We start from the raw sequence: 24,122 nt of genomic DNA, 5'->3' as shown, positions 1-24,122 counted from the left end.
TGGCCTCGCCGCAGGTGTTCGGGGATCAGACGGACGTGCCGGAGTCGGCCGATTGGTGGGACGCGGCCTACCTGATGTTGTGGGGGTCGAACGTCCCGGTGACGCGTACGCCGGACGCGCATTACATGGCCGAGGCGCGCTACCGCGGCCAGAAGGTGGTCGTGCTGTCCCCGGACTACAGCGACGCGGCCAAGTTCGCCGACGAGTGGCTGGCCCCGCACCCGGGCACCGACGGCGCGCTGGCGATGGCGATGGGCCACGTCATCCTCACCGAACACTTCGTCCGCCGCCAGACGCCGTACTTCACCGGGTATGTGAAGAGTTTCACCGACCTGCCGTTCCTGGTCCGGCTCCGCGAACACGACGGCGACCTCGTGCCGGACAAGTTCCTCACCGCCGCCGACCTGGGCGAAGACGGGCCCGAGGCCGCGTTCAAGACCGTCCTCCTGGACGGGCGCACCGGCGAGCCCGCGATCCCGGGCGGTTCACTCGGCTTCCGGTACGCGCAGGAGGGCGAGGGCCGCTGGAACCTCGACCTCGGCGACATCGACCCCGCCCTCACCCTCCACGACACGGGTGACGCCGACTCCGCGGTCGTCGCCCTGCCGCGCTTCGACCAGCCCGCCGCCGGCGTCCTGCGCAGAGGTGTCCCGGTGCGGCGGGTGGGCGGCCACCTGGTGACCACGGTCTTCGATCTGCTGCTGGCGCAGTACGGCGTGGCCCGGCCGGGGCTGCCCGGCCAGTGGCCGACCGGTTACGACGACCCGGCCACCCCGTACACCCCGGCGTGGCAGGAGAAGATCACGTCGGTGCCGGCGGAGAAGGCGGCAAGGATCGCCCGCGAGTTCGCCGCCAACGCCGAGGAGTCGCAGGGCCGATCGATGATCATCATGGGGGCCGGGACCAACCACTGGTTCCACTCCGACACCATCTACCGGTGCTTCCTCGCGATGCTGACCCTCACCGGCTGCCAGGGCGTCAACGGCGGCGGCTGGGCGCACTACGTCGGCCAGGAGAAGATCCGCCCCCTCACCGGCTGGACCCAGCTCGCGCACGCCCTGGACTGGTCGCGGCCGCCCCGCCAGATGATCGGCACCGCGTACTGGTACCTGCACACCGACCAGTGGCGCTACGACGCCTACTCCGCCGACGTCATGGCCTCGCCCCTCGGCGACGGCGCCTTCGCCGGCCGCGCCACCGCCGACCTGGTCGCCCAGTCGGCGCGGCTGGGCTGGATGCCGTCGTATCCGACGTTCAACCGCAACCCGCTCGACCTGGCCGACGAGGCGGAGGCGTCCGGCCAGGAGGCCGGGCCGTACATCGTGGACCAGATCCGGTCGGGACGGCTCGGCTTCGCCTGCGAGGATCCCGACGCGCCGGAGAACTGGCCGCGCGTCCTCACGGTGTGGCGCTCCAACCTGCTCGGCTCCTCCGCCAAAGGCGACGAGTACTTCCTCAAACACCTGCTCGGCGCCGGATCGTCGGTACGCGCACGAGAGGCCGCGCCGGGGCGGCGGCCGCGCGAGGTCACCTGGCCCGACCAGGCCCCGCGCGGCAAGCTCGACCTGCTGTTGTCGCTGGACTTCCGCATGACCTCGACCACGCTGTTCAGCGACATCGTGTTGCCCGCCGCGACCTGGTACGAGAAGTACGACCTGTCCTCCACGGACATGCACCCCTTCGTCCACGCGTTCACCCCCGCGATCGACCCGCCCTGGCAGACCAGAACCGACTTCGCCGCCTTCCACGCCATCGCCCGCGCCTTCAGCACCCTGGCCGCGAAACACCTGGGCGTGCGCCGCGACATCGTCGCCGCGCCGCTCACCCACGACACCCCCGACGAACTGGCCACCCCGCACGGCCGCGTGCGCGACTGGCGCGAAACCGGCGAGACCCCCGTCCCCGGCCGCACCTTCCCCAAGATCATCACAGTCGAACGGGACTACGGCGCGATCGCCGACAAGATGGCCGCACTCGGCCCCCTCCTCGACCGCCTCGGCGCCGCCACCAAAGGCGTGAAGTTCGACGTCGGCGCCGAGGTCTCCTGGCTGCTCGCCCAGAACGGCGCCGTACATGGCGGCACGGCCGCCGGCCGCCCATCTCTGGCGACCGACAGCCACCTGTGCGAGGCGATCCTCGCCCTGTCCGGCTCGACCAACGGCCGGCTCGCCGCCCAGGGCTTCGCCACGCTGGCCCGCCGTACGGGGACCGACCTGACGGGCCTGGCCGCCGAACACCGCCGTGTCACCTTCACCGACACCCAGGACCGGCCCACCGAGGTGATCGCCTCGCCCGAGTGGTCCGGCATCGAGGGCGACGGCCGCAGATACTCGCCGTTCACCGTCAACGTTGAACGCCGCAAACCGTGGCACACCCTCACCGGGCGGCAGCACTTCTTCCTCGACCACGACTGGATGCAGGAGGCGGGCGAGGCGCTGCCCGTCTACCGCCCGCCGCTGAACATCACCGCCATGTTCGGCGAGCCCCGCGTCGGCGAGGGCGAGGGCGGCGGAATCACCGTCCGCTACCTCACACCGCACTCGAAGTGGTCGATCCACTCCGAATATCAGGACAACCTGCTCATGCTGACGCTGTCACGCGGCGGGCCGACCATCTGGATGAGCCCCCAGGACGCCGCGAAGGCCGGCATCGCCGACAACGACTGGGTGGAGGCGGTCAACCGCAACGGCGTCGTCGTCGCCCGCGCCGTCGTCTCCCACCGCATGCCGGAAGGCACGGCCTACATGCACCACGTCCAGGAACGGGTCGTCGACGTGCCGAAGAGCGAGACCACCGGCAAGCGCGGCGGCATCCACAACTCGCTGACCCGGCTGCTGGTCAAGCCGACCCATCTGATCGGCGGCTACGCGCAGCTCTCGTTCGCCTTCAACTACCTCGGGCCGACGGGGAGCCAGCGGGACGAGGTCACGGTCATCCGGAGGCGCTCCCAGGAGGTCGAGTACTGATGAGCAGGGTCATGGCCCAGATCGCCATGGTGATGAACCTGGACAAGTGCATCGGCTGCCACACCTGCTCGGTCACCTGCAAGCAGACGTGGACCAACCGGGCCGGCACCGAGTACGTCTGGTTCAACAACGTCGAGACCCGCCCCGGCCTCGGCTACCCCCGCGAGTACGAGGACCAGGAGAAGTGGAAGGGCGGCTGGGAACTCAACCGCCGGGGGCGGCTGCACCTGCGGGCCGGAGGGCGGCTGCGCAAGCTGCTCACCATCTTCGCCAACCCGCTGCTGCCGTCGATCCAGGACTACTACGAACCCTGGACGTACGACTACGACCGCCTGTTCACCGCCCCCGAGCAGGACGACATCCCGGTCGCCCGGCCCAAGTCGCTGCTGACCGGCCAGGACACGAAGGTGGCCTGGAGCGCGAACTGGGACGACGGCCTCGGCGGCGGCCCCGAACTCACCCGCGCCGACCCCGTGCTGCGCAAGATGTCCGAACAAGTGCGACTCGACTTCGAACGGGCCTTCCTCTTCTTCCTGCCGCGCATCTGCGAGCACTGCCTGAACCCGTCGTGCGTGGCCTCCTGCCCGTCCGGCGCGATGTACAAGCGTTCGGAGGACGGCATCGTGCTGGTGGACCAGGACCGGTGCCGCGGCTGGCGGATGTGCGTGACCGGCTGCCCGTACAAGAAGGTCTACTTCAACCACCGCACCGGCAAGGCGGAGAAGTGCACGTTCTGCTTCCCCAGAGTGGAGGTGGGGCTGCCGACGGTGTGCTCGGAGACCTGCGTCGGGCGGCTGCGCTATCTCGGAGTGCTGCTGTACGACGCCGACCGGGTCACCGAGGCGGCGACCGTCCCGGACGAGAAGGACCTGTTCGAGGCGCACAAGAACGTCCTGCTCGACCCCAACGACCCCGAGGTGATCGCGGCGGCCCGCCGCGAGGGCATCCCCGAGGACTGGCTGGAGGCGGCCCGCCGCTCCCCGATCCACAAGCTGATCTTCGACTTCGGGGTGGCGCTGCCACTGCACCCGGAGTTCCGCACCCTGCCCATGGTCTGGTACATCCCGCCGCTGTCCCCGGTCGTGGACGCGCTGGCGAGCACCGGCCACGACGGCGAGGAGGCCGGGAACCTGTTCGGCGCCATCGACGCCCTGCGCATCCCCGTGGAGTACCTCGCCGAACTCTTCACCGCCGGTGACCCCGAACCCGTACGCGCGGTGCTGCGCCGCCTGGCCGCGATGCGCTCCTACATGCGCCGGATCAACCTGGGCCGGCCCCGCAAGGAGTCGATCGCCACGGCCGTCGGCATGACGGGCGAGAAGATCGAGGAGATGCACCGGCTGCTCGCCATCGCCGCCTACCACGAGCGCTACGTGATCCCGACCGCGCACCCCGAGCAGGGGCCGGAGATGGAGGAACTCGACACCGGATGCAGCCTCGACTACGAGGGCGGCCCCGGCATGGGCGGCCCGTTCGGCGAGGCGTCCGGCGAGCCCGCCCCCATAGCGGTGGAGACCTTCCACGCCCTCAGACACCGGCAGGAAAGCGACGCCCTCCTCACACTGGAGGAGCGCCGCGAACGGGTGAACCTCCTCAACTGGGACGGCAAGGGACTGCCCGAAGGGCTGTTCCCCAAACGGAAGAGGAAGGACTCATGATCCGACGCGGCCGACGACCCGCCACCCCCGGGAACGGCGCGGAGCGCACCGTCCACATGGTGGCCTCGATCCTGCTCGGCTACCCCGACGAGCGCCTGACGGACGCCCGCCCGATCCTCAACGACGCCGTGGCCACGCTCGGGAACGGCACCGGTGAGACCGGGACCGGCGGGATCGGGGAGGCGAGCCGGCACCTGGCCGCGTTCCTCGCCCACCTCGACACCACCCCCCTGCCCGACCTGGCCGCCCACTACGTCGCCGTCTTCGACCTCAAACGCCGCTGCTGCCCCTACCTCACCTACTACACCTACGGCGACACCCGCCGCCGCGGCATGGCCCTCCTGCGCTTCAACCACGCCTACCGCGCCGCCGGATACCAGCCACCCGACGGCGAACTCCCCGACCACCTCGCCGCCGTCTGCGAACTCTCCGGACGCGGCGCCACCGACCACGCCATCCGCCTGCTCCGCGAACACCACGCCGGCATCCACGTCCTGCACCAAGCCCTCACCGCCGAATACTCCCCCTACGCCCACGTCGTCGCCGCCGTCCTGGCCACCCTCCCCCCACCCGGCCCCCGCGAACGCGCCACCGCACTCCGCCTGGCCGCCCAAGGACCACCCGCCGAAGAGGTCGGCCTGGACCCGTTCTCACCGTCCGGAACACCCTTCCTGCCTCCGTCGGCCCCACCACCGCCGCCGGCACCGCCGGCGCCCTCAGCCCCGACGAAAGGCGAACGATGAACACCCTGGCCGTGCTCCTGTGGGGCGCCTTCCCCTACGTGGCGCTCGCCTCGTTCGTCATCGGCAGCATCTGGCGCTACAAGTACGACAAGTTCGGCTGGACCACCCGCTCCTCCGAGCTCTACGAACGGCGCCTGCTCCGCGTCGCCAGCCCGCTGTTCCACTTCGGCATCCTGGTCGTCCTGGTCGGGCACGTCATCGGGCTCCTCATCCCGCAAACCTGGACCCGCGCGATCGGCCTGTCCGAGAACGCCTACCACTTCCTGGCCGTGGCACTCGGCACCGTCGCCGGCGCCTGCACCCTGATCGGCATCGCCCTGCTCATCTACCGCCGCCGCACCGTCGGCCCGGTCTTCCTGGCCACCACCCGCAACGACAAGCTCATGTACGTCGTGCTCACGCTGACCATCGTCCTCGGCCTGACCGCCACCGTGGACGCCAACATCATCGGCTCCGGATACAACTACCGGACCACCATCTCGCCCTGGTTCCGCTCCATCTTCGCCTTCCAGCCCGAGACATCCCTCATGGCCGGAGCCCCGCTGGTGTACCGCATCCACGCGCTCTGCGCGCTCACGCTCTTCACCATCTGGCCCTACACCCGGCTGGTACACGTACTCACCGCACCGATCGGCTATCTCACCCGGCCGTACATCGTGTACCGCAGCCGCGACCTCCGCGGCGCCCGCGGCACCCGGCCCACCCGGCGCGGCTGGGAACCGACCCGCCCGCCCACCGCCTGACCCCGGACGATGGCCGGCCGGCCGCCCGGGACCGCCCACCCACGCCGGCTGTGCCCCGCGTCCCCCCGTCCGCCGCCTCCACCCGAGGGTCGATGATGGGAGATGGGCGACAACGGCAGGCGAGTCCTCTCCCGAGAGGAGAACGGCCATGGCAGACCCGGCGCGCCACGAGACACCACCACAGGAACCCCGGCAGCCGGACCCCCACGACCGCGACCTCCTGCTCCAGCGGCTCCTGCCCTCCGTCGACGCCGGCGTCTACGTCCTCAACCGGTGGGCACGGCTCGTCTACATCAACCCCCGCGGCGAGGAACTGCTCCGAAGGACCGCCGCCGACCTCCTCGGCACCGACGCCCACGAGGCCCTGCACCGCGCCTGCGACGGCACCATCGCCCAACGGTCCGCATGCCACCTGCTCCAGGCGTTCCTCGCCGGCGGCACCGCACACGCCGACGTCGAGTGGTTCGCCCGAGGCGACGGCTCCCTCCTGCCCGTGAGCTGCGTCAGCACCGCCTACACCATCGACGACGAACACACCGGAGCCATCGTCGTCTTCTCCCCCCGAAACCCCGAGGAGCCGGACCGCTCACACAACACCGAACTCCTCGCCCTCACCGACCGCCTCGCCCTCGTCGCCGAGACGACGGTCGCCCTCACCTCCACCCTCGACATGGACGAGGCACTTCGCCGCCTCGTCCGCCTCGTCCTCCCCCGCCTCGCCGACTGGGCCATCGTCGACCTGCTCGACGACAACGAGGAAGTACGCCGCGTCACCGTCGTCCACTACGAGAACGGCGCCATCGCGAACGTCGAGGAACTGGAGGGCCCCATGCCCCCCGTCGCCGAACACTCGCGGCAACCCCTCTCCCAGGTGCTGCTCGGAGCCCCCACCACGCTGGTCGCCCGCGAGACGTACGACATCCTCCCCGACTCGGGCATAGCCGCCGTACAGCGCGACCTCTTCGCCTCCACCGGAATGCACTCCGCCGTCATCGCACCGCTGCGCGGCCGCCTGAGGCAGGTGCTCGGCGCCCTCACCGTCGGCCGCGCCGCCGACCCCAGGAAGTTCGACCCCAGCGAGCTGGCACTCGTCGACGACATCGGCCGCCGCGCCGGACTCGCCGTCGACAACGCCCGCCTGTACGAGCGGGAACGCCGATCGGTCGAGACCATGCAACGCCACCTCCTCCCGCCGATGCCCGAGATCGACGGCCTGCAGATGACCGCCCGCTACATCGCCGCCCCGCACGCCTCGGAGGTCGGCGGCGACTGGTACGACCTGTTCGTCCTCTCCGACGGCGCCACCGCCCTCGTGATCGGCGACGTGATCGGCCACGACCTCACCGCCGCCGCCCAGATGTCCCAGCTCCGCAACATGCTCCGCGCCTATGCCTGGGAGTACGGCGGACTCGCGCCCAGCCTCGTCGTCGACCGACTGGACCGCGCCATCCCGCACATCAGCACCGCCACCATGGCCACACTGGTGTTCGCCCGCGTGGAAGGCCCGGAAGGCGGACCCTGGCGACTGCGCTGGACCAGCGCAGGCCACCCGCCGCCCCTGCTGGTGACCGACGACGGCAAGGTCTCCTACCTCGAAGACGGCCAGGGCCTCCTGCTCGGCACCGGCCTGGCCACGCTGCGCCCCGACGCCACGACCCTGCTCCCGCCCATGTCCACCCTCGTCCTCTACACCGACGGCATGATCGAGTCACCGCGCGATTCCATCGACCGGGGAATGGCCGACCTCGCCCGCCACGCCGCCTCGCTCGCCCGCCGCCCCCTCGGAATCTTCTGCGACCGGCTCATCTCACGGGCCCGCCCGGCCGACAACGAGGACGACGTCGCGCTGGTGGCCCTCCGCCTGCCCGCCGAGCAAGCGACGCGAGAGTCGTCACCGCGATCACCGGCATGAGCGAGGAGACCGCCGCCCGCCGCCGTGCCTTCCCCCCAAGAGGGCACGCACCGCAGCATGAGGGCGCGCGCCACCTTCGTACGGCGACGGCCGAGGCAGCGGTCCGCCCCTCAGCACCCCGCGTACCGGCGGACCACCGGCTCCAGGTAGTCCACGCACGGCCCACCCAGGCCCGCCACCTCGGCCGGGGAGCGGACCAGGGCGATCCGGTCCAGCTCCGGCTCACGCCCCAGCGCCCACTCCGACGACACCGCGGCCGCGAACCGTTCCCGCAGCAACGACGCCGGCCGGCACGGAGCGAGGAACAGCACACCGACGTTCCCGCTCTCACCACGCGTGAGGACCCACAAGGTCAGGTCGTCGGGCGCCACGTCCACCCCCGTCTCCTCGACCAGTTCCCTGGCGGCATGCCGCCGCAGCGCCGCCGCATCGAGGCGATCACGGCCCTCCGGCGGTTCGACGGAACCGCCGGGCAACTGCCACCGACCGGGAGCGGCCGTCGACGACGACATCCGCCCCACCAGCAGGCACCCGTCGTCCGACGGCTGCACGACGGCGACGAACAGGGACGGCAGCCACAACGAGGCATCCGGCAGCCGACGCAACGCGTAGTGCCGATAGGTGGTCCTCACCCAGCCGAGGACCACGTCGTGCGGCCCCTCATGATCCAGCCGCGCGCACGCCACCACCGGCCCGTCGAACAGGCACGGGTTGGCCCGGACCGCCTCCTCCCAGACGCGGTCCATCGCCAGCCGATCCTCGGGCGACAGCCGCGGCCCGGCGGCCTCGACCAGGCGGAGACGGTCGACCTCCAGGACTTGAACGCCGGAACGTCGCGGCGACGGCTCGATCACCCCGCTCATGCTGGCACACCCTCGGACGACCGAGCAGGAGACGCTCCACGACGGCTCCGACCCGGCAACGCCCCCGCGAGCAGACGGTCGGGCCCGGCGGGCGACGGCTGACCATCGCCGTCAGGACCACGACGGCGCCACCGGGATCACACCGGTCAGGCGGCGAGAACCCGATATCCCCAACTCCCGGAACGCGACGGCGCCCACTGCCACAATGGCCGGACTCCGACCACATGACCAGGGGGAACGATTGTCAGAAATCACCCAGATCGTCACTCGGATCCGGGACGAACTGGCCGACGAGCTACGCGAACGCCTCCGCGACCACCTGCGCGCGCAGCCCACCGAATGGCTGGTCGAGCAGATCCTGACGCTGGCCCGGCTCGACGACACCGGCACCGGCGCGGGCGGCGACACGGGCGGCGACACGCGACCGGATCCCGGACGGAACGCCCCACCCGCCGTCCCGGCCCAGGCCCGCCACGAACGACCCGTACGGGAAACCGAGGAGGAACGCGCAGAACGCGCCGCCCGCATCCGCCTCCTGCACCTGGACGAGGAGTCCCTCCCCCGCTACCTCCAGCGCTACGCCGCGCTCAAACGCGACGTCCTGGAGGCGGCCGGCTACCTGCGCAACCCACCCCCGAAGGGCGCCGAACCGATCCCGGCGTCCTGCCGCTCTCCGCAGGGCGAAGCGCTGCTGTGCCAGGCCAAGGACGTGCTTTACGCCCTGCTCTTCGGCGGCGAGCCGGAAGGCGTACGCCTCAGGAGGATCGAGCGCGACCTCCTCACCCTCAGCCTCCCCCGCGCCAAAAGCCACGCCGTCGCCCCCCTCCTGCGCGCTGCCGAGATCGGCGCCGAGGGCGCCTGGCCAGACCCGCGCGGCACCGCCGACCACGACCGGGCCGACGCCGTCTACCAGGTCGAGTACGGCGAGGTGGCAGGAGAACTCCTCGGCAACACCCTCGTCGCCACCCTGAGGTTGATCAACAACCTGGAGATCAACGAGCAGGTTCTCCACGCCCGCATCGAGAACATCGACGAGAGTCCCCTGGAGCCCTGAAGCCGGCGCGTACCCCCTCCTTCCCGCCCTCGTTCAGAGCCACGGCTCACCCCCTCACCTGCGCCGCCCACTCGCCCTCCCCACTCCACCCAACGCGGCGTCAGGCCAACTTGACGTCAGGCTATCCTGACGCTGATACTCGAGGCATGTTCACTCCCGAGGATCTTGAACGCCAGTTCACGCTGCTGACCGCCGTCGAGCGCTATGACACGCTGCGCACCCGCGAGGCCCTCGCCTCGCCGGCCGAGGAGGACGACTCCGAATCCGCATCGGCCGACCGGCCCCTCACCCGGGAGGAGGCGCTGGAACTCCTCGCACTGGGCGAAGTGATCGCGCGCAAGGCGAGCTACGGACGTCAGCTCACGGTGCGATCGGCCCGCAGGGCCGGAGCCTCCTGGTCGCAGATCGGCGCCGCGCTGGGCACCGCCAAGCAGTCCGCCTGGGAAGCGCACCAGCGATGGATCGACGAACAGGCCCGGCATCAGGGCGAAGGCCATTGGGGGTGGGACGGCGACGAGGTCGCGGCCGCCCGCGCACTCGCCGGCGAACCAGAGGACCGGGAACCTGCCGAATGAGCGAGCGCGGCGGGAGGGAACTCCCCTCTCATCCACTCAGGCGGATCAGATCGCATCCCAGGGGACGCTCTCGTACAGCTCGCCCAGCCGCCGCATCGCCTCCGGATCCACGTTCAGCGCCACGGCGCCCACTCGGCCCACCGCGACCATCCCTCGCGAGTTCGTGAGGAAGACCCCGTCGTACGCCGGCAGGTCGCCCACCCTGATCACACGGCGCTCCTGGCGCACACCCGAACGCTCCATCGCCGCCTCCAGGAGGCGCATCGTGATGCCGCGCAACATCGGCGCCTCCGGCCAGACGACGGTCTCCCCGTCGAAGCACCCCACATTCGTGACCGCCCCCTCCGCGATCACGCCGTCCGCCGTCGTGAGCAGCGCCTCGTCGTACCCATCGGCCGCGACCAGCCGCCCCAGATGGTGCTGCGGAAAGCCGCCGACATGCTTGATGTGCGGGAGGTACCGCTGGTAGACGACCGGGCGGACGCTCCGCGGCGCGCCCCCCAGGTCCACAGGCGGCCGGGCCGTCGCGAACACCCGCGGGCTCTCCCCCTCCAGCAGCACGTACACCCGGACGCTCGCGTCCCGGATGTCGTCCCCCAGGACGGCCCGGATCGAGCCCACCACCCGCTCACGGCCGACCCCGGCGCCGAACAGCTCGCGACCGGCCGTCTCCAGCCGGTCCAGGTGCAGGTCGAGCCCCCGCACCCGTCCGCCCCTCACCTGCATGGCGGTGAAATGCCCGTACCTCGCATCCACAGCGAGGCCGGCGTCCGTCCCGACGACCCGCCCCTCGATCACCGTGCGCCCGATCGCCACAGCCCCTCCCATCCGGGACCACCCGCGACGCCGGGCGGTTCCCCCTCGATGAGGGATTCTGGTCCACTCTCTGGGAAATTCGAACAGCCCAGCGCCTTTACGTTGTAGATTCATTATAGGATCAGCGGCGATGAACTTCCCAGCCGTGCCCGACTCCGGCCCTCCCACCCTCCCCGGGGGGGACCCCTACCACGCCTACCTCGACTCGCTCCCCAGCCCCGAGTCGAAGCGGACCATGCGCGGATGCCTCGACCGGATCGCCCGGCTCATCACCGGCGACCCCACCGCCACCGGCGCGGGCCAGCCGTGGGAGCGCCTCCGCTACGAGCACACCATCCGCCTCCGTACGGCGATGCGCGAGCAGGGCTGGTCCCCCTCGCACGTCAACAAGCACCTGGTGGCGCTGCGGCGCGTGCTCAAGGAAGCGTGGCGGCTCGGCCTGATGACCAGCGAGGACTACCAGCGCGCCGCCGACCTGCCCGCCTACAAGCACACCCGGGTGCCCGCCGGAGGGCACGTGCCCCCCGAGGTCATGGGCGCCGCGCTCGCCGCCTGCGACGGCGACGACTCCCCCACCGGGCGGCGCGACGCCGCCATCCTCGCCGTGCTGTACTCCACCGGCTGCCGCCGGGCGGAGCTCGCCGGGCTCAGCCTGGCCGACTTCGACTCCGCGTCCCGGTCGCTCCGCGTACGCGGGAAAGGCGACAAGGAACGGCTCGTCTATCTCACCGCCCCCGCCGTCGCCCGGCTCGAGCTCTGGCTCTCCGTACGCGGCGGGGAGGCGGGCCCGCTGTTCTGCGGGATCAACAAGGCGGGCCGGCTCCGCCGTACGCACATGAGCGGTCAGGCCGTCTCCGACATCGTGGCCCGCCGCCTGACCGACGCCGGCGCCGCCAAGCGGACCCCGCACGACTTCCGGCGCACCTTCATCGGCGAACTGCTCGACGCGGGGGTGGACCTCGCCACCACTCAGGCCCTGGTCGGCCACGCCTCCCCCGCGACGACCGCGCGCTACGACCGGCGGCCGGAACGCCGCCGCAGGGAAGCGGTGGACCGGCTGTCCATGCCCGCCGCCAAGCCGCTGCGCTGATACATGGCCCGGGGCGCCTCCGGGACCCGCGGCTCGGTTCACCGGTCAGGGCGCGCGATTCGCTGAGTATTGGGCGACCACGGTACGGAACGCCTCCAGATCGCCGATGACTTCCTCGGCCTGATCTCGCTGCCGGTACAAGCGGTAGTACCGGGCGCCGATGGCATCGGGATCGACCTCGCCGCCTCCCGGGATGATCTGCAAGGCGATTGCCACCGCCCACCTGCAGCAGATCACCGAGCACCGCTGCCGCTACGACACCGCTCACCCCGCACCAGACCGCTCCGTCAAGGGTCTGCAGGTGCTTGGTCGCGGATTTTCGCTTGACCTGTGCGTCAATTGAATATAGATATGACTCCATGGAAAGTGGGACCAGGCGTCCGTACCGCATGGGTGCCCGCGCCGCGGCCATGGAGGTCACGCGTACGCGCGTGCTGGAGGCGGCGGCCGCGCTGTGGATGCGGAGCTGGTACGACGACGTCACGCTGCAGCACGTCGCCGACGAGGCGGGCGTGTCGGTGCAGACGATCGTCAACCACTTCGGTGGCAAGGACGGGCTGGCCGACGCCGTCGCCGACCGGGTGGCGTCGCAAACGGCGGTCACCCGTCAGGCGCCGACCGGTGATGTGGCGGCGATCGTGGCCGTGCTCTTCGCGGACTACGAGGGGAACGGCGACGCCAACGTGCTCTGGACCGCGCAGATGGACCGTGTCCCGGCGATCGCCCGGGCGGCCGCTCACGCGCGCACCCAGCATCGTTCGTGGCTGGAACAGGTCTTCGCCGACCGCCTCCCCGCCCCGGGGCCCGCCCGCGAGCATGCGCTGAACCTGCACTACGCCGCCACGGACGTCTACCTGTGGAAGCTGTGGCGGCGCGACCTCGGCCTGTCGCGTGAGGACGCCGAACGTGCCATGTGCGACCTGTTGACCTCGATCGACCCCCGAAAGAGACACGATGCGTAAGAAGTTCCTGTTCGCCACCTGGTCCGGCGGCGGAGCCGTGCCGCCCGTCCTGTCGATCGCCCGTGCGCTGCACGAACGCGGCCACGCCGTCCGGGTGCTGGCCGACAGGTCACTGCACGAGGAAGTCCCCGGTGGCGTGGAACCGATCGCCTGGACCACGGCGCCCCAGGGCGACGCCACCGATCCGGCCAAGGACGTCATCAAGGACTTCGAGACCCGCACACCGCTCGGCGCGTTCGCGCGGCTGAGAGACCGCATCGTCTGCGGCCCCGCGGCCGATTACGCCCGGGACACGCTGGCCGAGTTGCGTGCCCGCCCGGCCGACGTGCTGGTCGCCGAGCACATGCTGCTCGGCGCGCTCACCGGTGGCGAGGCCGCCGGGATCCCCGTGGCCTCGCTGGTGACGACCCTTTATCCGCTCCCCACGCCGGGGGCGCCACCGCCCGGTCCGGGTCTGGCCCCCGCTTCGGGCGTGCTGGGGCGCCTGCGCGATCGGGTGCTGACACAGATGATGCTCAAACCGTGGGGGAAGGGACTGCCGGCGCTGAACGCCGCCCGCGCCGCGCACGGTCTGCCGCCGGTGGACTCGGTGGTCGACGCGTTCGGTCGTGTCGACCGGATGCTCGTGCTGTCCCCGCGTGCGCTGGACTATCCCGGCAGGCGCTTCCCCGCCTACCTGCGGCACGTCGGCCCACGGCTCGACGACCCGGCCTGGGCGGGGGAACTGGAGCTGCCGGAGGGTGACGCACCGCTGGTTCTGGCCAGCCTGAGCTCATCGTTCATGAACCAGCGCACGCAGCTCGAGCGCATCGCCGAAGCCCTCGGCACGCTTCCGGTGCGCGGGCTGCTGACCACCGGCCCGGCCGTGGACCCGGCGACGATCCGCGCGCCCGGCAACGTCCTGGTCGCCGCGGCCGCCCCGCACACCACCGCGCTGCGCCACGCCGCGGTGACGATCACGCACGCCGGCCACGGGACGGCCGTCAAGTCCCTGGCCGCCGGGGTCCCCCTGGTCTGCGTGCCGCTCGGACGCGACCAGTCCGAGGTGGCACGGCATGTCGAACTCGCCGGCGCCGGCATCACCGTGAGCAAGAACGCCTCACCTCGCACGATCGCCCGGGCCCTCGACCGTGTCCTCCACGAGCCCTCCTACCAGCGCGAAGCGCGGCGACTGGCGACCGAGATCGCCGCCGAGACGGCCACCGACCGAGCGGTCGCCGAACTCGAGGCCCTCGCCGAACGAGCGACCGGCAGGAATAAGAGCACTGCTGAGCACGACACGGCCGAACCGTCCGGGCCTGCGCGGACATTGTCGAACTGACCCCGCAAACCGGCGAAGGGCCCCAGGATTCGAGCTGGACGCCGCGCTTGCGCATCACATCTTGATCGGTCGTGCGCTGGAAGAACGGGTGGGTCCCGGCACCGAGGCCATCGCCGCCGTCACCAGCCGCCTCGCGCCGCCCCGCCGTACCCATTGACCAGCTCTTTCCCTGGAGAGAGGGGGCTGCCCCTTTCGGGCGTACTCTCGAAGGACTCATCGTCCTCAACGACCTGTTCCAGCGCGGCATCGCGGTCAAGGTGCTGGAGGGCATCGCGGCCGGCGAGCACACCGAGCGCTCCCTGATTCTCGATTTGGCCCTGGCCCTGTCGGAGGACCGGCGCCGTGACATCGTTCGCAAGACCAAGGACGGCCTGGAGGCGGCCCGCCGCCGCGGCCGGGTCGGTGGCCGCCGACCCGTGGTCGACGACGACAAACGCGCGCCATCCTCGCCCGTCGCCAGCGCGGGGAATCCATCCGCACCATCGCCGCCGGCGTCAAGGTCTCCATCGGCGTCGTCCACAAGACGCTCACAGACGGGGGTCCCGGTAGTACGGGGGAAATTTCCAACGGAGATACCCGACCTGCGAACCAAGTCGGCATGGCAGACCAGTCACCCGGCTGTGGTCGGAGCCTCGGCGGCGCGCGCAGCGTTGGCTTTGATCGCCTCCTGCAGCCACTCCGCCGCGCCCGGCCGGGTGTTCGCCTCGATGCCCGCCCGGAAACGCGGGTCCTCCACGTACAGGTAGCTCTTTTGAACGTGGAACTCGTGCGTCATGTCGTAGAACCAGCGGGCGATGTGCTGCAGCTGCGCCTCGGCCACGTCCATCGCCGCCTCGCTCGACGGGTCGGCGCCGGCGTCCATCAGCTCACGGATCCGCGCCTCGATCGCCGCGTTGTCGCGGTTGATCTGCTCCCACTGCTTCTTGCCGTAGGCCGCGACGCGCTTCGCGGACTGCGCGTACGCGGTGCTGTCCCCCCACCGTTGCTCCACCTCGTCGAGGTACTCGCCTTCATGGTCGGCCCACTCGCCCCAGACCTCGCGTTTCTCCTCGTCGCTGAGCGGGGACCGGATCTTCTTGTCACTCATGGGCCGAGACCCTACGGCTTGACGCTACGTGAGGGTCAAGCCGTTTTCGGCGGCGTGACTGCGATAGGCCGAATCCTGCGACTTCGCTGCCGGGTGACTGGTCTGCCGTGCCGGGTTCGCAGGTCAGGCATCTCCGTTGGAAATTTCCCCCGTACTACCGGGACCCCAGAAGCCAAGGATTCGTAGGCCGCCCCGGCAGCCACCCGGATCGGAACGGCGAGTGGCGGCAAGCCGCGCCCCGACGCCTCGCTAACGCCACTGGCCGTTCCATTGCTGCTCGACCCCGGAGTCACTGATGTGAGTCTCCCCGCATAGCGCAGAGACGTGGCTACCGACCCCGACGGGTTCGTGTGGGAGGCCGCATCCGTCTGAGGCACGCGGCGGGGGCGGTCGCGAGCCCGGCCACTTCTCCTCGTTCCTCCAGGATCCCGCCCCGGTACGCGGCATTGTCTTCACCGTCGAGGCGTTCCGCCCGGACATGGACACCCCTCGGAATGTGCGGCGCCGCGCCGGCCTCACGGTCCGGTGCGCCGTCTCGTCGAACCGCGTGCGACACCTGATCGCGCGATGTCGCCGGTGTGTCGGCCCCGTGTCCGGCAGGATGATCACATGTCAGTGACGAACGGCAGGCGATGGAATCACAACATCCATTACCACCCGCACATCCTGCGCGCGATCCCTGACGGCGCCCGGCGCGCCCTCGACGTCGGCTGCGGCGAGGGCATGCTCGCCCGCGAACTGCGGCGGGCCGTGCCGGACGTCACCGGCATCGACCTCCACGCGGTCAGCGTCGAGCAGGCCCGCGAGCACCCGGACGACGTCGACTACATCCTCGGCGACTTCCTCACCCACCCGTTCGAGCCCGCCTCGTTCGACGTGATCGCGTCCGTGGCCACCCTGCACCACATGGACGCCGCCACGGGGTTGGCCCGCATGCGCGACCTGCTCCGCCCCGGCGGCGTCCTGGCCGTCGTGGGCCTCGCCCGCAGCACCATGCCCGGCGACCTGCCGCGCGACCTCGCCGGTGTCGCGGTCGGCACCTTCCACCGCGCCGTGAAGGGCCACTGGGAGCATCCGTCCCCCACGGTGTGGCCGCCGCCGGTCACGTACGCGCGGATGCGGGAGTTGGCCGCCGAGCTCCTGCCCGGCTCCCGGTACCGCCGCCACCTGCTGTTCCGCTACAGCATCACCTGGCGCAAGCCGCGGGACTGAGCCGGGCCGGCCGGCCCCCTACCTCGGGTCGCCGGCGCCGATCCGGTAGAGGACGTGCCGCCGCAGCGGGCTGTCCTCGGCCAGCGCCGGATGGTCGAAGTCCCCGTCCAGGTCGCGGGTCATCCCGATGCGCTCCATCACCCGCCGCGAGCGTGTGTTCACCACCGCGGTGAACGAGACGATCTCCTTCAGCCCGGCCACGCCGAAGCCGTACTCCAGCGCGGCCCGCGCCGCCTCGCTCGCGTAGCCGTGCCCCCAGGCGGACCTGGCCAGCCGCCACCCGATCTCCACGCACGGCGTGAAGTGCGCGGTGAACCGCGGAACGGACAGGCCGGTGAAGCCGACGAACTCCCCCGACAGCTCGACGGCCCACAGCCCGAAACCGCACACGTCGAACTCCGCCGCGATGCGATCGGCCAGCGCGTCGCTCCGCTCCCGCGTCAGCGTCGACGGGAAGTGCTCCATCACCTCGGGGTCGGCGTTCAACGCCGCGAACGGCTCACGGTCCTTCTCCTGCCAGCGCCGCAGCACCAGCCGCTCGGTCTCGATCACTCGTTCACCGTACCGGCACGGCGATCGCGAGCCGCGCTCACCGGGACGGCCCCCGGGGCGGGCTCGCCCGCCCCAGGTCGGTGACGGCGGACCGGACTGCGCTCATCCTCGCCGTCATCGGCGCCGTCGCCCTCGTGACGGAGCGGCGTCTTCCTGTTTCATCGCCCCGTGCCGCCCGCCGCGGTGCAGCCGGGGGCGTGCGGTCGGCCAGGCGGCCGGACTCCCTTCGAGCCGTTCTCCACCTCCACGGAATCACGACAAAACGGATATAGGTTGCCATAACGACAGGTAATGGAAGGCCAGGAAGGCGGGGAGCCGGAATCATCACGGCCACGCGTCCGATAAGCTGAGGGAGCCGATGTGGATGTGTCCCCCGGGCCGCAATTACCGCCTTCACGGAATACCGTTCGGCTGGAGCCGTGTTGTGCCTCTCGCCGAGGAGGCGACCACCACATCGGCCTAAACGTCGAAACCCCCGCGAGACCCGGTCTCGCGGGGGTTTCCGCCACTCGACGACGATCCGGCCCAGGCCGTACGGAATCTTGGCACGCGGCGCGCACGGCGGTCGCCCCCCGCGCTGGCTTAGGGTTGACCGCGTCGCCGTCCGCGTGAGGCCGGACCGGCGGAGATCCTGAGGAGTGCCCGTGCTCTACCGCATCGCCAAGATTGTCACCGCTCCCGCAGTGCGGCTGCTGTGGCGCCCGGTGGTCGAAGGCAAGGAGCACGTGCCCGAGACCGGGCCCGCGATCCTCGCGTCCAACCACCTGTCCATCCTCGACTCGTTCTTCCTCCCGTCGCTGCTGCCGCGGAAGGTGACGTTCGTCGCCAAGAACGAGTACTTCACCGGCAACCCGCTGACGGCGACCTTCATGCGCACCACCGGCAACCTGGCCATCGACCGGGAGAGCGCCGGCGCCGCGCAGGCGATGCTGGACGCCGCGGCCGAGGTGCTCAAGGCGGGCGAGCTGTTCGGCATCTATCCCGAGGGCACCCGCTCCCCCGACGGCCGCCTCTACAAGGGCAAGATCGGTGTGGCCTGGCTCGCGCTCACCACCGGCGCGCCGGTCATCCCGGTGGCGATGAAGGGCGTCGACCGCGTGCTGCCCCCCGGGGCGACCGTGCCACGCATCACCCGCATCGGCGTGCGGCTCGGAGCGCCGACCGTGTACACGGGAGACCCGGGCAGCGCCCGCGACCGGCGTCGGGTCACCGACGAGATCATGGCCGGGATCCGCGACCTGTCCGGCCAGGAGTACGTGGCCAAATACGCGTCCAGCGTCAAGAACGGATCCTGACCGAGGCTTGTATGGCGATTTGACCGCGATAGGCTCTGTGCCGGTTTCGAGGCTGGGAGGCGGCGCATGCCCCGAGGACGTACGATCGCGATCTCGACCGCCGTCGCGGTGCTGGTCGCCGGCGGAGCGGCGGGCGGCGCCTACTACGTCCTGCACACCCGCGGCACGCCACAGGAGACCGCGCGGCGGTTCGCCGACGCCTGGTCCCGGGGCGACCTGGCCGCGATGAAGGCCGAGCTGGCCGAGCAGGCGCCCGGCTTCGAGGCCGCGTACGCCGAGCTCACCAAGAACCTCGGCGCCACCGCCGTCGCCGTCGCGCTCGGCGCGGTGACGCCCTCGGGCGACGACCGCGCCACCGCCGCGTACACCGCGACGGCGACGCTCAAGAACATCGGCGAGTGGAGCTACGACGGGACGATCGACCTCGCGGTCAAGGACCGCCACTGGAAGGTCGCCTGGACGCCGCGCGCCGCCCACCCGGAACTCACCGGCGCGAACCACCTGTCCCTCCGGACGACCTGGCCGCGGCGCGGCGCGATCACCGACGCGAACGGCGACCGCATCGACGGCGGCGACGTGGGCGGCTCCGTCGCGCAACTCGTCGGATACCTGGACAAGGCGACCGCCAAGGACCTGAAGTCCCTGGGCTCGGCGTACAAGACCGGTGACGCCATCGGCCGCGGCGGCCTGCAGGAGACCTTCCAGAAGGCGCTCGCCGGCACGCCGACAACCGAGATCCGCTCGGGCGACAAGACCCTCAAGACGATCAAGGGCGTCACGGGCCGCGACCTCGCGACCAGCCTCGACCTCCGGGTCCAGCGCGCGGCCGCCGACGCCGTACGCGGCGTGGAGAAACCGACCTCCCTGGTCGCCGTACGGCCGTCGAGCGGCGAGATCCTCGCGGTCGTCAACAACATGGGCGGCTTCAACCGGGCGCTCGACGGCCGCTACCCGCCCGGCTCCACCTTCAAGACGGTCACCGCCGCCGCGCTGCTGGCCGAGGGGCTGACCCCGTCGGCGCGGGTCACCTGTCCCAAGACCGTCACCGTCGGCGGCCTGAAGATCCGCAACTCCGACCACGAGGCGTTCGGCGGGCTGTCGTTCCTCGACTCCTACGCGCACTCGTGCAACACGACCTTCGCGCCGCTGGCCGCGTCCAAGCTGGGCGCGCAGAAGCTCTACGACGTCGCCTCCGGCCTCGGCTTCAACCAGCCGCTCACCATCGGGGTCCACGCCACCAAGGCGAGCATGCCCAAGGCGACCAGCGACGCCGAGCTGGCCGCGGAGTCCTTCGGCCAGGCCCGGATCACCGCGAGCCCGCTGGTCATGGCGACGGTCGCGGCGGCGGTCGCGGACGGCACCTGGCGCCCGCCGACGCTGGTCCCCTCCATCAAGCAGAAGGTCGCGCCCAAGGCGCTGCCGGACGGCGCCACCGAGCACCTGCGCTCCATGATGAGGGCCGTGGTGAGCAAGGGCACCGCCCGTGCCGCCGGCCTCCCCTCCGGTACGGCGGGCAAGACCGGCACCGCCGAGTTCGGCACCGGCGAGAAGCTGGAATCCCACGCCTGGTTCATGGGCTACCGCGGCGACGTGGCGTTCGCGATCGTCGTCGAGGGCGGGGGCGGCGGCGGGAAGGTCGCCGCGCCGGTCGCCGCCGCCTTCCTCAAGGCGCTCGGCTGAGACGCCGCTCGCGGCCGTGCTCGTCCGGAGGAGATCTCTGTAGGCTTTGCCGCTGAATGTGCGAAACGTAACGGTACGCGGTTGGATGGCCTGGTGAACGACCTCACTCCGGGAGACCCCCTTCACATCGGCGCATATCGCCTGCTCGGACGCCTGGGCGCGGGCGGCATGGGCACGGTCTACCTCGGCGAGTCCCCGAACGGGCAGCGCGTCGCCGTGAAGGTGATCAACCCGGAGTTCAGCCGGCACGAGCAGTTCAGGATGCGGTTCCGGCGCGAGGCCGACGCCGCCTCCCGGGTCCGGCGGTTCTGCACCGCGGCGGTGATCGAGGCCGCGCTCGACGGCGACCAGCTCTACGTCGTCACCGAGTACGTCCCCGGCCCCAGTCTGGAGCACGCCGTGCGGTCCTCGGGGCCGCTGCTCGGCTCCAGTCTGGACGCCCTCGCGGTCGGCGTGGCGACCGCGCTCGCCGCCATCCACGGCGCGGGCGTGATCCACCGGGACCTCAAGCCGTCCAACGTGCTGCTCTCGCCCGTCGGCCCGCGGGTGATCGACTTCGGCATCGCCCGCGCCAAGGACACGCTCGGCGGGATCACCGGAACCGGGGAGCTCATCGGCACCCCCCGCTACATGTCTCCGGAGGTGCTGCGCGGCGAGCCGGTGACCCCGGCCTGCGACGTCTTCTCCTGGGGGTGCCTGGTGGCCTTCGCCGCCACCGGCCGCACGCCGTTCCACGGCGAGACCCTCCACGCGGTGCTGTACCAGGTGCTCAACCAGGAGCCCAGCCTCGACGGGCTGGACCCGGCGTTGCGCGACCTCGTCAGCCGGGCGTTGGCGAAGGACCCGCACCTCCGGCCCACCTCGCAGCAGCTCCTCGACCACATGGTGGGCCGGGCCGCCGCCCCGGAGCAGGCCGCGCACTCGGTGCGGGAGACCTGGCAGCAGACCGCCGCCGCCCCCTCCGCGACCGTCCCCCACCCGCCCCAGCCCACGGCGACGTACACGGCCCACGCCGAGCGGCCCTCCCCGGCCGTTCCGGGGTCCTGGACGCCGTCCCCCGGTTTCCCGGGCGGCCCCGGATCCGACGGACCGACCGGCCCCACCCGGGTGTCCTCCTCCGTCGCCCGCCGCACCCGCATGATGATCGGCGTCGGCGCCGCCGCGCTCGTCGTCGCGGGCGGCGTCGGCCTGTACGCGATGCTCGCGCCCGGCGCTCCGCCGACCGACCTGCCGCTGCTGTACCAGGACGACTTCAACCGCAGCGGCACCGACTGGGGCAACGAGTACACCGGCGAGGAGTACCGCCGGCAGGGCTACGCGCCGGGCGGCTTCTACGGCATGGACGCCTACGGCGACGACAAGAACGATCTGTGGGAGGACGCGCCGATCCCGTTCGCCACGGAGCCGCAGAGCCCCTCGCCGGACGCGACGCCGACGCCCGTCGTCCCGGACGACTACCTGCTGGGCGTGGAGAGCACGGTCAGGGAGCTGAAGGGAGGCACGGGCGAGTACGGCCTGTTCTGCCGCCAGAGCCCGCAGGGCAGCAAGATCACCCGCTACGAGTTCCTCCTCGACACGGGCGGGCGGGCCAGGATCAGGAAGGTGGTGGACGACGCGGGCGGCGACCTCACCTCGTCCGTCGAGGCCGCGCCGTCCGAACAGGGCGCGCCGACCAGCGTGCAGGCCAGGTGCCGGGCCACCGAGGACGGCGTGGAACTGACCATGTGGGTCAACGGGTCCCGCGTCGCGTCGGTGGTCGACGGACGGGCACTGCCGAGCGGCCTGGTCGGCATCCTGACGCGCGTCGGCGAGAAGAGCGCGACGACGCTCAAGATGGGCTTCGACAACTTCACGATGCGAGGGTCGCCGGGGACATCACGCTGATCCGCGCCGCCGGCGCTCCGGAACGGCCCGTGGCTCAGGCCGGGAGCGCGGCGGCGTCGTGGTGCAGCGCCATGATCAGCAAGGTGGCGATCAAGGTGGCGATCAGCAGCCAGCTCACCACGATGATGATCGTGGACCGCCGCGGCATGCCTCGCCGACGCACGTGGTCGTCGCGTCGTCTTCCCCGCTGACGACTCTGGCGACGCTCGACACGCTCGTTGAACGATTCAAGCCGGGCGGCGAGCCGCGGATCCTCATCGGTGAGGTGCTGCTCGATCAACGCCAGCATCCGCTCTTCATCCTGGGACCAGGCCATAGTGGCGCACCTCCCGTGACGCAAGGTGTGTGCGGACGTTCTGCCCAACGATGAAGATCGTTAGCCGTTTCCTGGTCGGGTATTTAAGATCCGTTGGCTTCGCGCGCCACGGGTGCCCGCGCGGCCAGAGAAGACGTAACTCCGCGTAACTTTTGAGTCGTGTAGTGCACGTTGACCTGATTGCAGGTTCTTGCGGCGCCCATCCAGATCAAGGACCGATCGGGGCGTTTGCCGCCCTCCGCCGGAGGACAGGGCCCCGCGCCGGAGGCGCCGCAGTCGTGCGCGGTTCCGGCTGGACGCCGGCCGGCGAACGCCGCCACGCCGCGGCCGACCGCTGCGGGCCCCTCGCGGCGGCCCGCCCGAGTTGCGATCGGTATCGAAATCTTGTTCTAATCGAATCATGCGCTGGGACAACCTGCGGTTGGACGACACCGGCCCGGGCGACGCGGTCACGCCGCTGTTCGCCCGAGGCGCCGTGACCAGGACGTTCGACACCCCCGAGTTCAGAGGGATCACGTTCTACGAGATCCACGCCCGGTCGATCGTCAACCGGGTGCCCGGGGCGAGCCGTGTCCCGTTCGAGTGGACCGTCAACCCCTATCGGGGGTGCAGCCACGCCTGCGTCTACTGCTTCGCCCGCCGGACGCACGAGTATCTCGACCTGGACGCGGGCCGCGACTTCGACTCGAAGATCGTGGTGAAGGTCAACGCGCCGGAGCTCGTCCGCAAGGAGCTGGCCGCGCCCCGGTGGCGCGGAGCGTCCATCGCGATGGGCACGAACGTCGACTGCTACCAGCGGGCCGAGGGGCGGTACGCCCTGATGCCCGGCATCATCGCCGCGCTCAGGGACGCGGCCAACCCGTTCTCGATCCTCACCAAGGGCTCGCTGATCCTGCGCGACCTCGACCTGCTCGCCGAGGCCGCCGACGTGACCGAGGTGAGCACGGCCGTGTCCGTCGGCTTCCTCGACAGGGACGTCTGGCGCTCGGTCGAGCCGGGGACGCCCGCGCCGCGCAAGCGGCTGGAGGTCTGCGCCACGCTGAACGGCCACGGCATCCCGTGCGGCGTGCTGATGGCCCCGATCCTCCCTTACCTCACCGACTCCCCCCGGGCGCTGGAGGAGACCGTGCGCGAGATCGCGGAGGCCGGCGCCACCCATGTCGCGCCGATCGTGCTGCACCTGCGCCCCGGCGCCCGGGAGTGGTTCCTCGGCTGGCTCTCCCGCGAGCACCCGCGCCTCGTCCCCCGCTACCAGGAGCTGTACGGCAGGGGGGCCTACGCGCCGAAGGCGTACCAGGAGCGGATCGGCCGCGAGGTCGCCGAGCTCGCCCGCCGGCACGGCGTGGGCCGGTCCGGCGGCCGGGCGGCGCGCGGGCCGGCCCGGGAGCGGCCC

21 protein-coding genes are annotated in these 24,122 nt (G+C 71.3%); 15 read left to right on the top strand and 6 right to left on the bottom strand.

Going from position 1 to position 24,122, the window contains the following annotated elements; translation table 11 throughout:
- The 5 genes from AWQ70_RS36625 to AWQ70_RS36605 form a co-directional block, all read left to right on the top strand.
- On the top strand, positions 1–2,966 hold a 2,966-nt coding region (locus AWQ70_RS36625), incomplete at its 5' end, for a nitrate reductase subunit alpha (RefSeq protein WP_067186750.1).
- Positions 2,966–4,624, top strand: coding sequence for a nitrate reductase subunit beta (narH, locus tag AWQ70_RS36620; RefSeq protein ID WP_067186740.1), 1,659 nt, complete (start codon positions 2,966–2,968; stop codon positions 4,622–4,624). The genes AWQ70_RS36625 and narH, both read left to right, overlap by 1 nt.
- Complete coding sequence (gene narJ, locus AWQ70_RS36615) at positions 4,621–5,367, top strand: nitrate reductase molybdenum cofactor assembly chaperone (RefSeq protein ID WP_067186738.1); 747 nt, start codon at positions 4,621–4,623, stop codon at positions 5,365–5,367. Before narH ends, narJ begins: the two co-directional genes overlap by 4 nt.
- Entirely contained in the window at positions 5,364–6,110 is a 747-nt protein-coding gene (narI, locus tag AWQ70_RS36610; protein ID WP_067186736.1) for a respiratory nitrate reductase subunit gamma, read from the top strand. The genes narJ and narI overlap by 4 nt, the downstream gene beginning before the upstream one ends.
- A gap of 148 nt (positions 6,111–6,258) precedes the next feature.
- Entirely contained in the window at positions 6,259–8,022 is a 1,764-nt protein-coding gene (locus AWQ70_RS36605) for a SpoIIE family protein phosphatase (RefSeq protein ID WP_157530893.1), read from the top strand.
- Positions 8,023–8,132: 110 nt separating this feature from the next.
- On the opposite strand, the gene AWQ70_RS36600 is transcribed toward AWQ70_RS36605, so the two are convergent.
- Positions 8,133–8,885, bottom strand: a complete 753-nt coding sequence (locus AWQ70_RS36600) for an NUDIX domain-containing protein (RefSeq protein ID WP_067186734.1) — start codon at positions 8,883–8,885, stop codon at positions 8,133–8,135.
- 241 nt (positions 8,886–9,126) lie between these two features.
- Between AWQ70_RS36600 and AWQ70_RS36595 the strand changes: the two genes are divergently transcribed.
- Entirely contained in the window at positions 9,127–9,939 is an 813-nt protein-coding gene (locus AWQ70_RS36595) for a hypothetical protein (RefSeq protein ID WP_067186732.1), read from the top strand.
- A 146-nt stretch (positions 9,940–10,085) separates the two neighbouring features.
- Entirely contained in the window at positions 10,086–10,514 is a 429-nt protein-coding gene (locus tag AWQ70_RS36590) for a hypothetical protein (protein ID WP_067186729.1), read from the top strand.
- A gap of 45 nt (positions 10,515–10,559) precedes the next feature.
- Here the strand turns inward: AWQ70_RS36590 and AWQ70_RS36585 are convergent, their stop codons facing one another.
- Positions 10,560–11,330 carry an aminotransferase class IV gene (locus AWQ70_RS36585; protein ID WP_169808802.1) on the bottom strand — a complete coding sequence of 257 codons (771 nt, stop codon included), beginning with the start codon at positions 11,328–11,330 and terminating at the stop codon, positions 10,560–10,562.
- A 130-nt stretch (positions 11,331–11,460) separates the two neighbouring features.
- Between AWQ70_RS36585 and AWQ70_RS36580 the strand changes: the two genes are divergently transcribed.
- On the top strand, positions 11,461–12,420 hold the full coding sequence (locus AWQ70_RS36580; protein WP_067186724.1) for a tyrosine-type recombinase/integrase: 960 nt from the start codon (positions 11,461–11,463) through the stop codon (positions 12,418–12,420).
- A 45-nt stretch (positions 12,421–12,465) separates the two neighbouring features.
- On the opposite strand, the gene AWQ70_RS39670 is transcribed toward AWQ70_RS36580, so the two are convergent.
- The gene (locus tag AWQ70_RS39670) at positions 12,466–12,636 is read right to left on the bottom strand and encodes a hypothetical protein (RefSeq protein ID WP_174552459.1); all 171 of its coding nucleotides are present in this window, start codon (positions 12,634–12,636) and stop codon (positions 12,466–12,468) included.
- 143 nt (positions 12,637–12,779) lie between these two features.
- On the opposite strand from AWQ70_RS39670, the gene AWQ70_RS36575 reads away from it, so the two are divergent.
- Together AWQ70_RS36575 and AWQ70_RS36570 are read left to right on the top strand one after the other, a co-directional pair.
- Complete coding sequence (locus tag AWQ70_RS36575; RefSeq protein ID WP_084518207.1) at positions 12,780–13,382, top strand: TetR/AcrR family transcriptional regulator; 603 nt, start codon at positions 12,780–12,782, stop codon at positions 13,380–13,382.
- Positions 13,375–14,703: a glycosyltransferase gene (locus AWQ70_RS36570; protein WP_067186722.1), complete on the top strand. Its 1,329-nt coding sequence runs from the start codon at positions 13,375–13,377 to the stop codon at positions 14,701–14,703. The genes AWQ70_RS36575 and AWQ70_RS36570 overlap by 8 nt, the downstream gene beginning before the upstream one ends.
- 610 nt (positions 14,704–15,313) lie before the next feature.
- Here AWQ70_RS36570 and AWQ70_RS36565 read toward each other — a convergent pair.
- Positions 15,314–15,790 carry a TipAS antibiotic-recognition domain-containing protein gene (locus AWQ70_RS36565; protein ID WP_067186720.1) on the bottom strand — a complete coding sequence of 159 codons (477 nt, stop codon included), beginning with the start codon at positions 15,788–15,790 and terminating at the stop codon, positions 15,314–15,316.
- Positions 15,791–16,399: 609 nt separating this feature from the next.
- Here AWQ70_RS36565 and AWQ70_RS36560 point away from each other — a divergent pair.
- Positions 16,400–17,002 carry a class I SAM-dependent methyltransferase gene (locus AWQ70_RS36560; protein ID WP_067186715.1) on the top strand — a complete coding sequence of 201 codons (603 nt, stop codon included), beginning with the start codon at positions 16,400–16,402 and terminating at the stop codon, positions 17,000–17,002.
- A gap of 18 nt (positions 17,003–17,020) precedes the next feature.
- Here AWQ70_RS36560 and AWQ70_RS36555 read toward each other — a convergent pair whose 3' ends face one another.
- Entirely contained in the window at positions 17,021–17,554 is a 534-nt protein-coding gene (locus tag AWQ70_RS36555) for a GNAT family N-acetyltransferase (protein ID WP_245647323.1), read from the bottom strand.
- A 644-nt stretch (positions 17,555–18,198) separates the two neighbouring features.
- Here AWQ70_RS36555 and AWQ70_RS36550 point away from each other — a divergent pair.
- From AWQ70_RS36550 to AWQ70_RS36540, 3 genes are all read left to right on the top strand, one after another.
- Positions 18,199–18,849, top strand: coding sequence for a lysophospholipid acyltransferase family protein (locus AWQ70_RS36550; RefSeq protein WP_067186742.1), 651 nt, complete (start codon positions 18,199–18,201; stop codon positions 18,847–18,849).
- 66 nt (positions 18,850–18,915) lie between these two features.
- Entirely contained in the window at positions 18,916–20,529 is a 1,614-nt protein-coding gene (locus AWQ70_RS36545) for a penicillin-binding transpeptidase domain-containing protein (RefSeq protein ID WP_067186713.1), read from the top strand.
- Positions 20,530–20,622: 93 nt separating this feature from the next.
- On the top strand, positions 20,623–22,413 hold the full coding sequence (locus AWQ70_RS36540; protein WP_245647322.1) for a serine/threonine-protein kinase: 1,791 nt from the start codon (positions 20,623–20,625) through the stop codon (positions 22,411–22,413).
- Positions 22,414–22,447: 34 nt separating this feature from the next.
- Here AWQ70_RS36540 and AWQ70_RS36535 read toward each other — a convergent pair whose 3' ends face one another.
- Entirely contained in the window at positions 22,448–22,729 is a 282-nt protein-coding gene (locus AWQ70_RS36535) for a DUF3040 domain-containing protein (RefSeq protein WP_067186709.1), read from the bottom strand.
- Positions 22,730–23,129: 400 nt separating this feature from the next.
- Between AWQ70_RS36535 and AWQ70_RS36530 the strand changes: the two genes are divergently transcribed.
- A partial coding sequence (locus tag AWQ70_RS36530) for an Rv2578c family radical SAM protein (protein WP_067186707.1) occupies positions 23,130–24,122 on the top strand: 993 nt, incomplete at its 3' end.

Origin of the sequence: Microtetraspora niveoalba (genome assembly GCF_001570405.1) — a bacterium.
Taxonomy (GTDB): domain Bacteria; phylum Actinomycetota; class Actinomycetes; order Streptosporangiales; family Streptosporangiaceae; genus Microtetraspora; species Microtetraspora niveoalba.
This window is presented reverse-complemented; position numbering and strand designations above follow the sequence as displayed.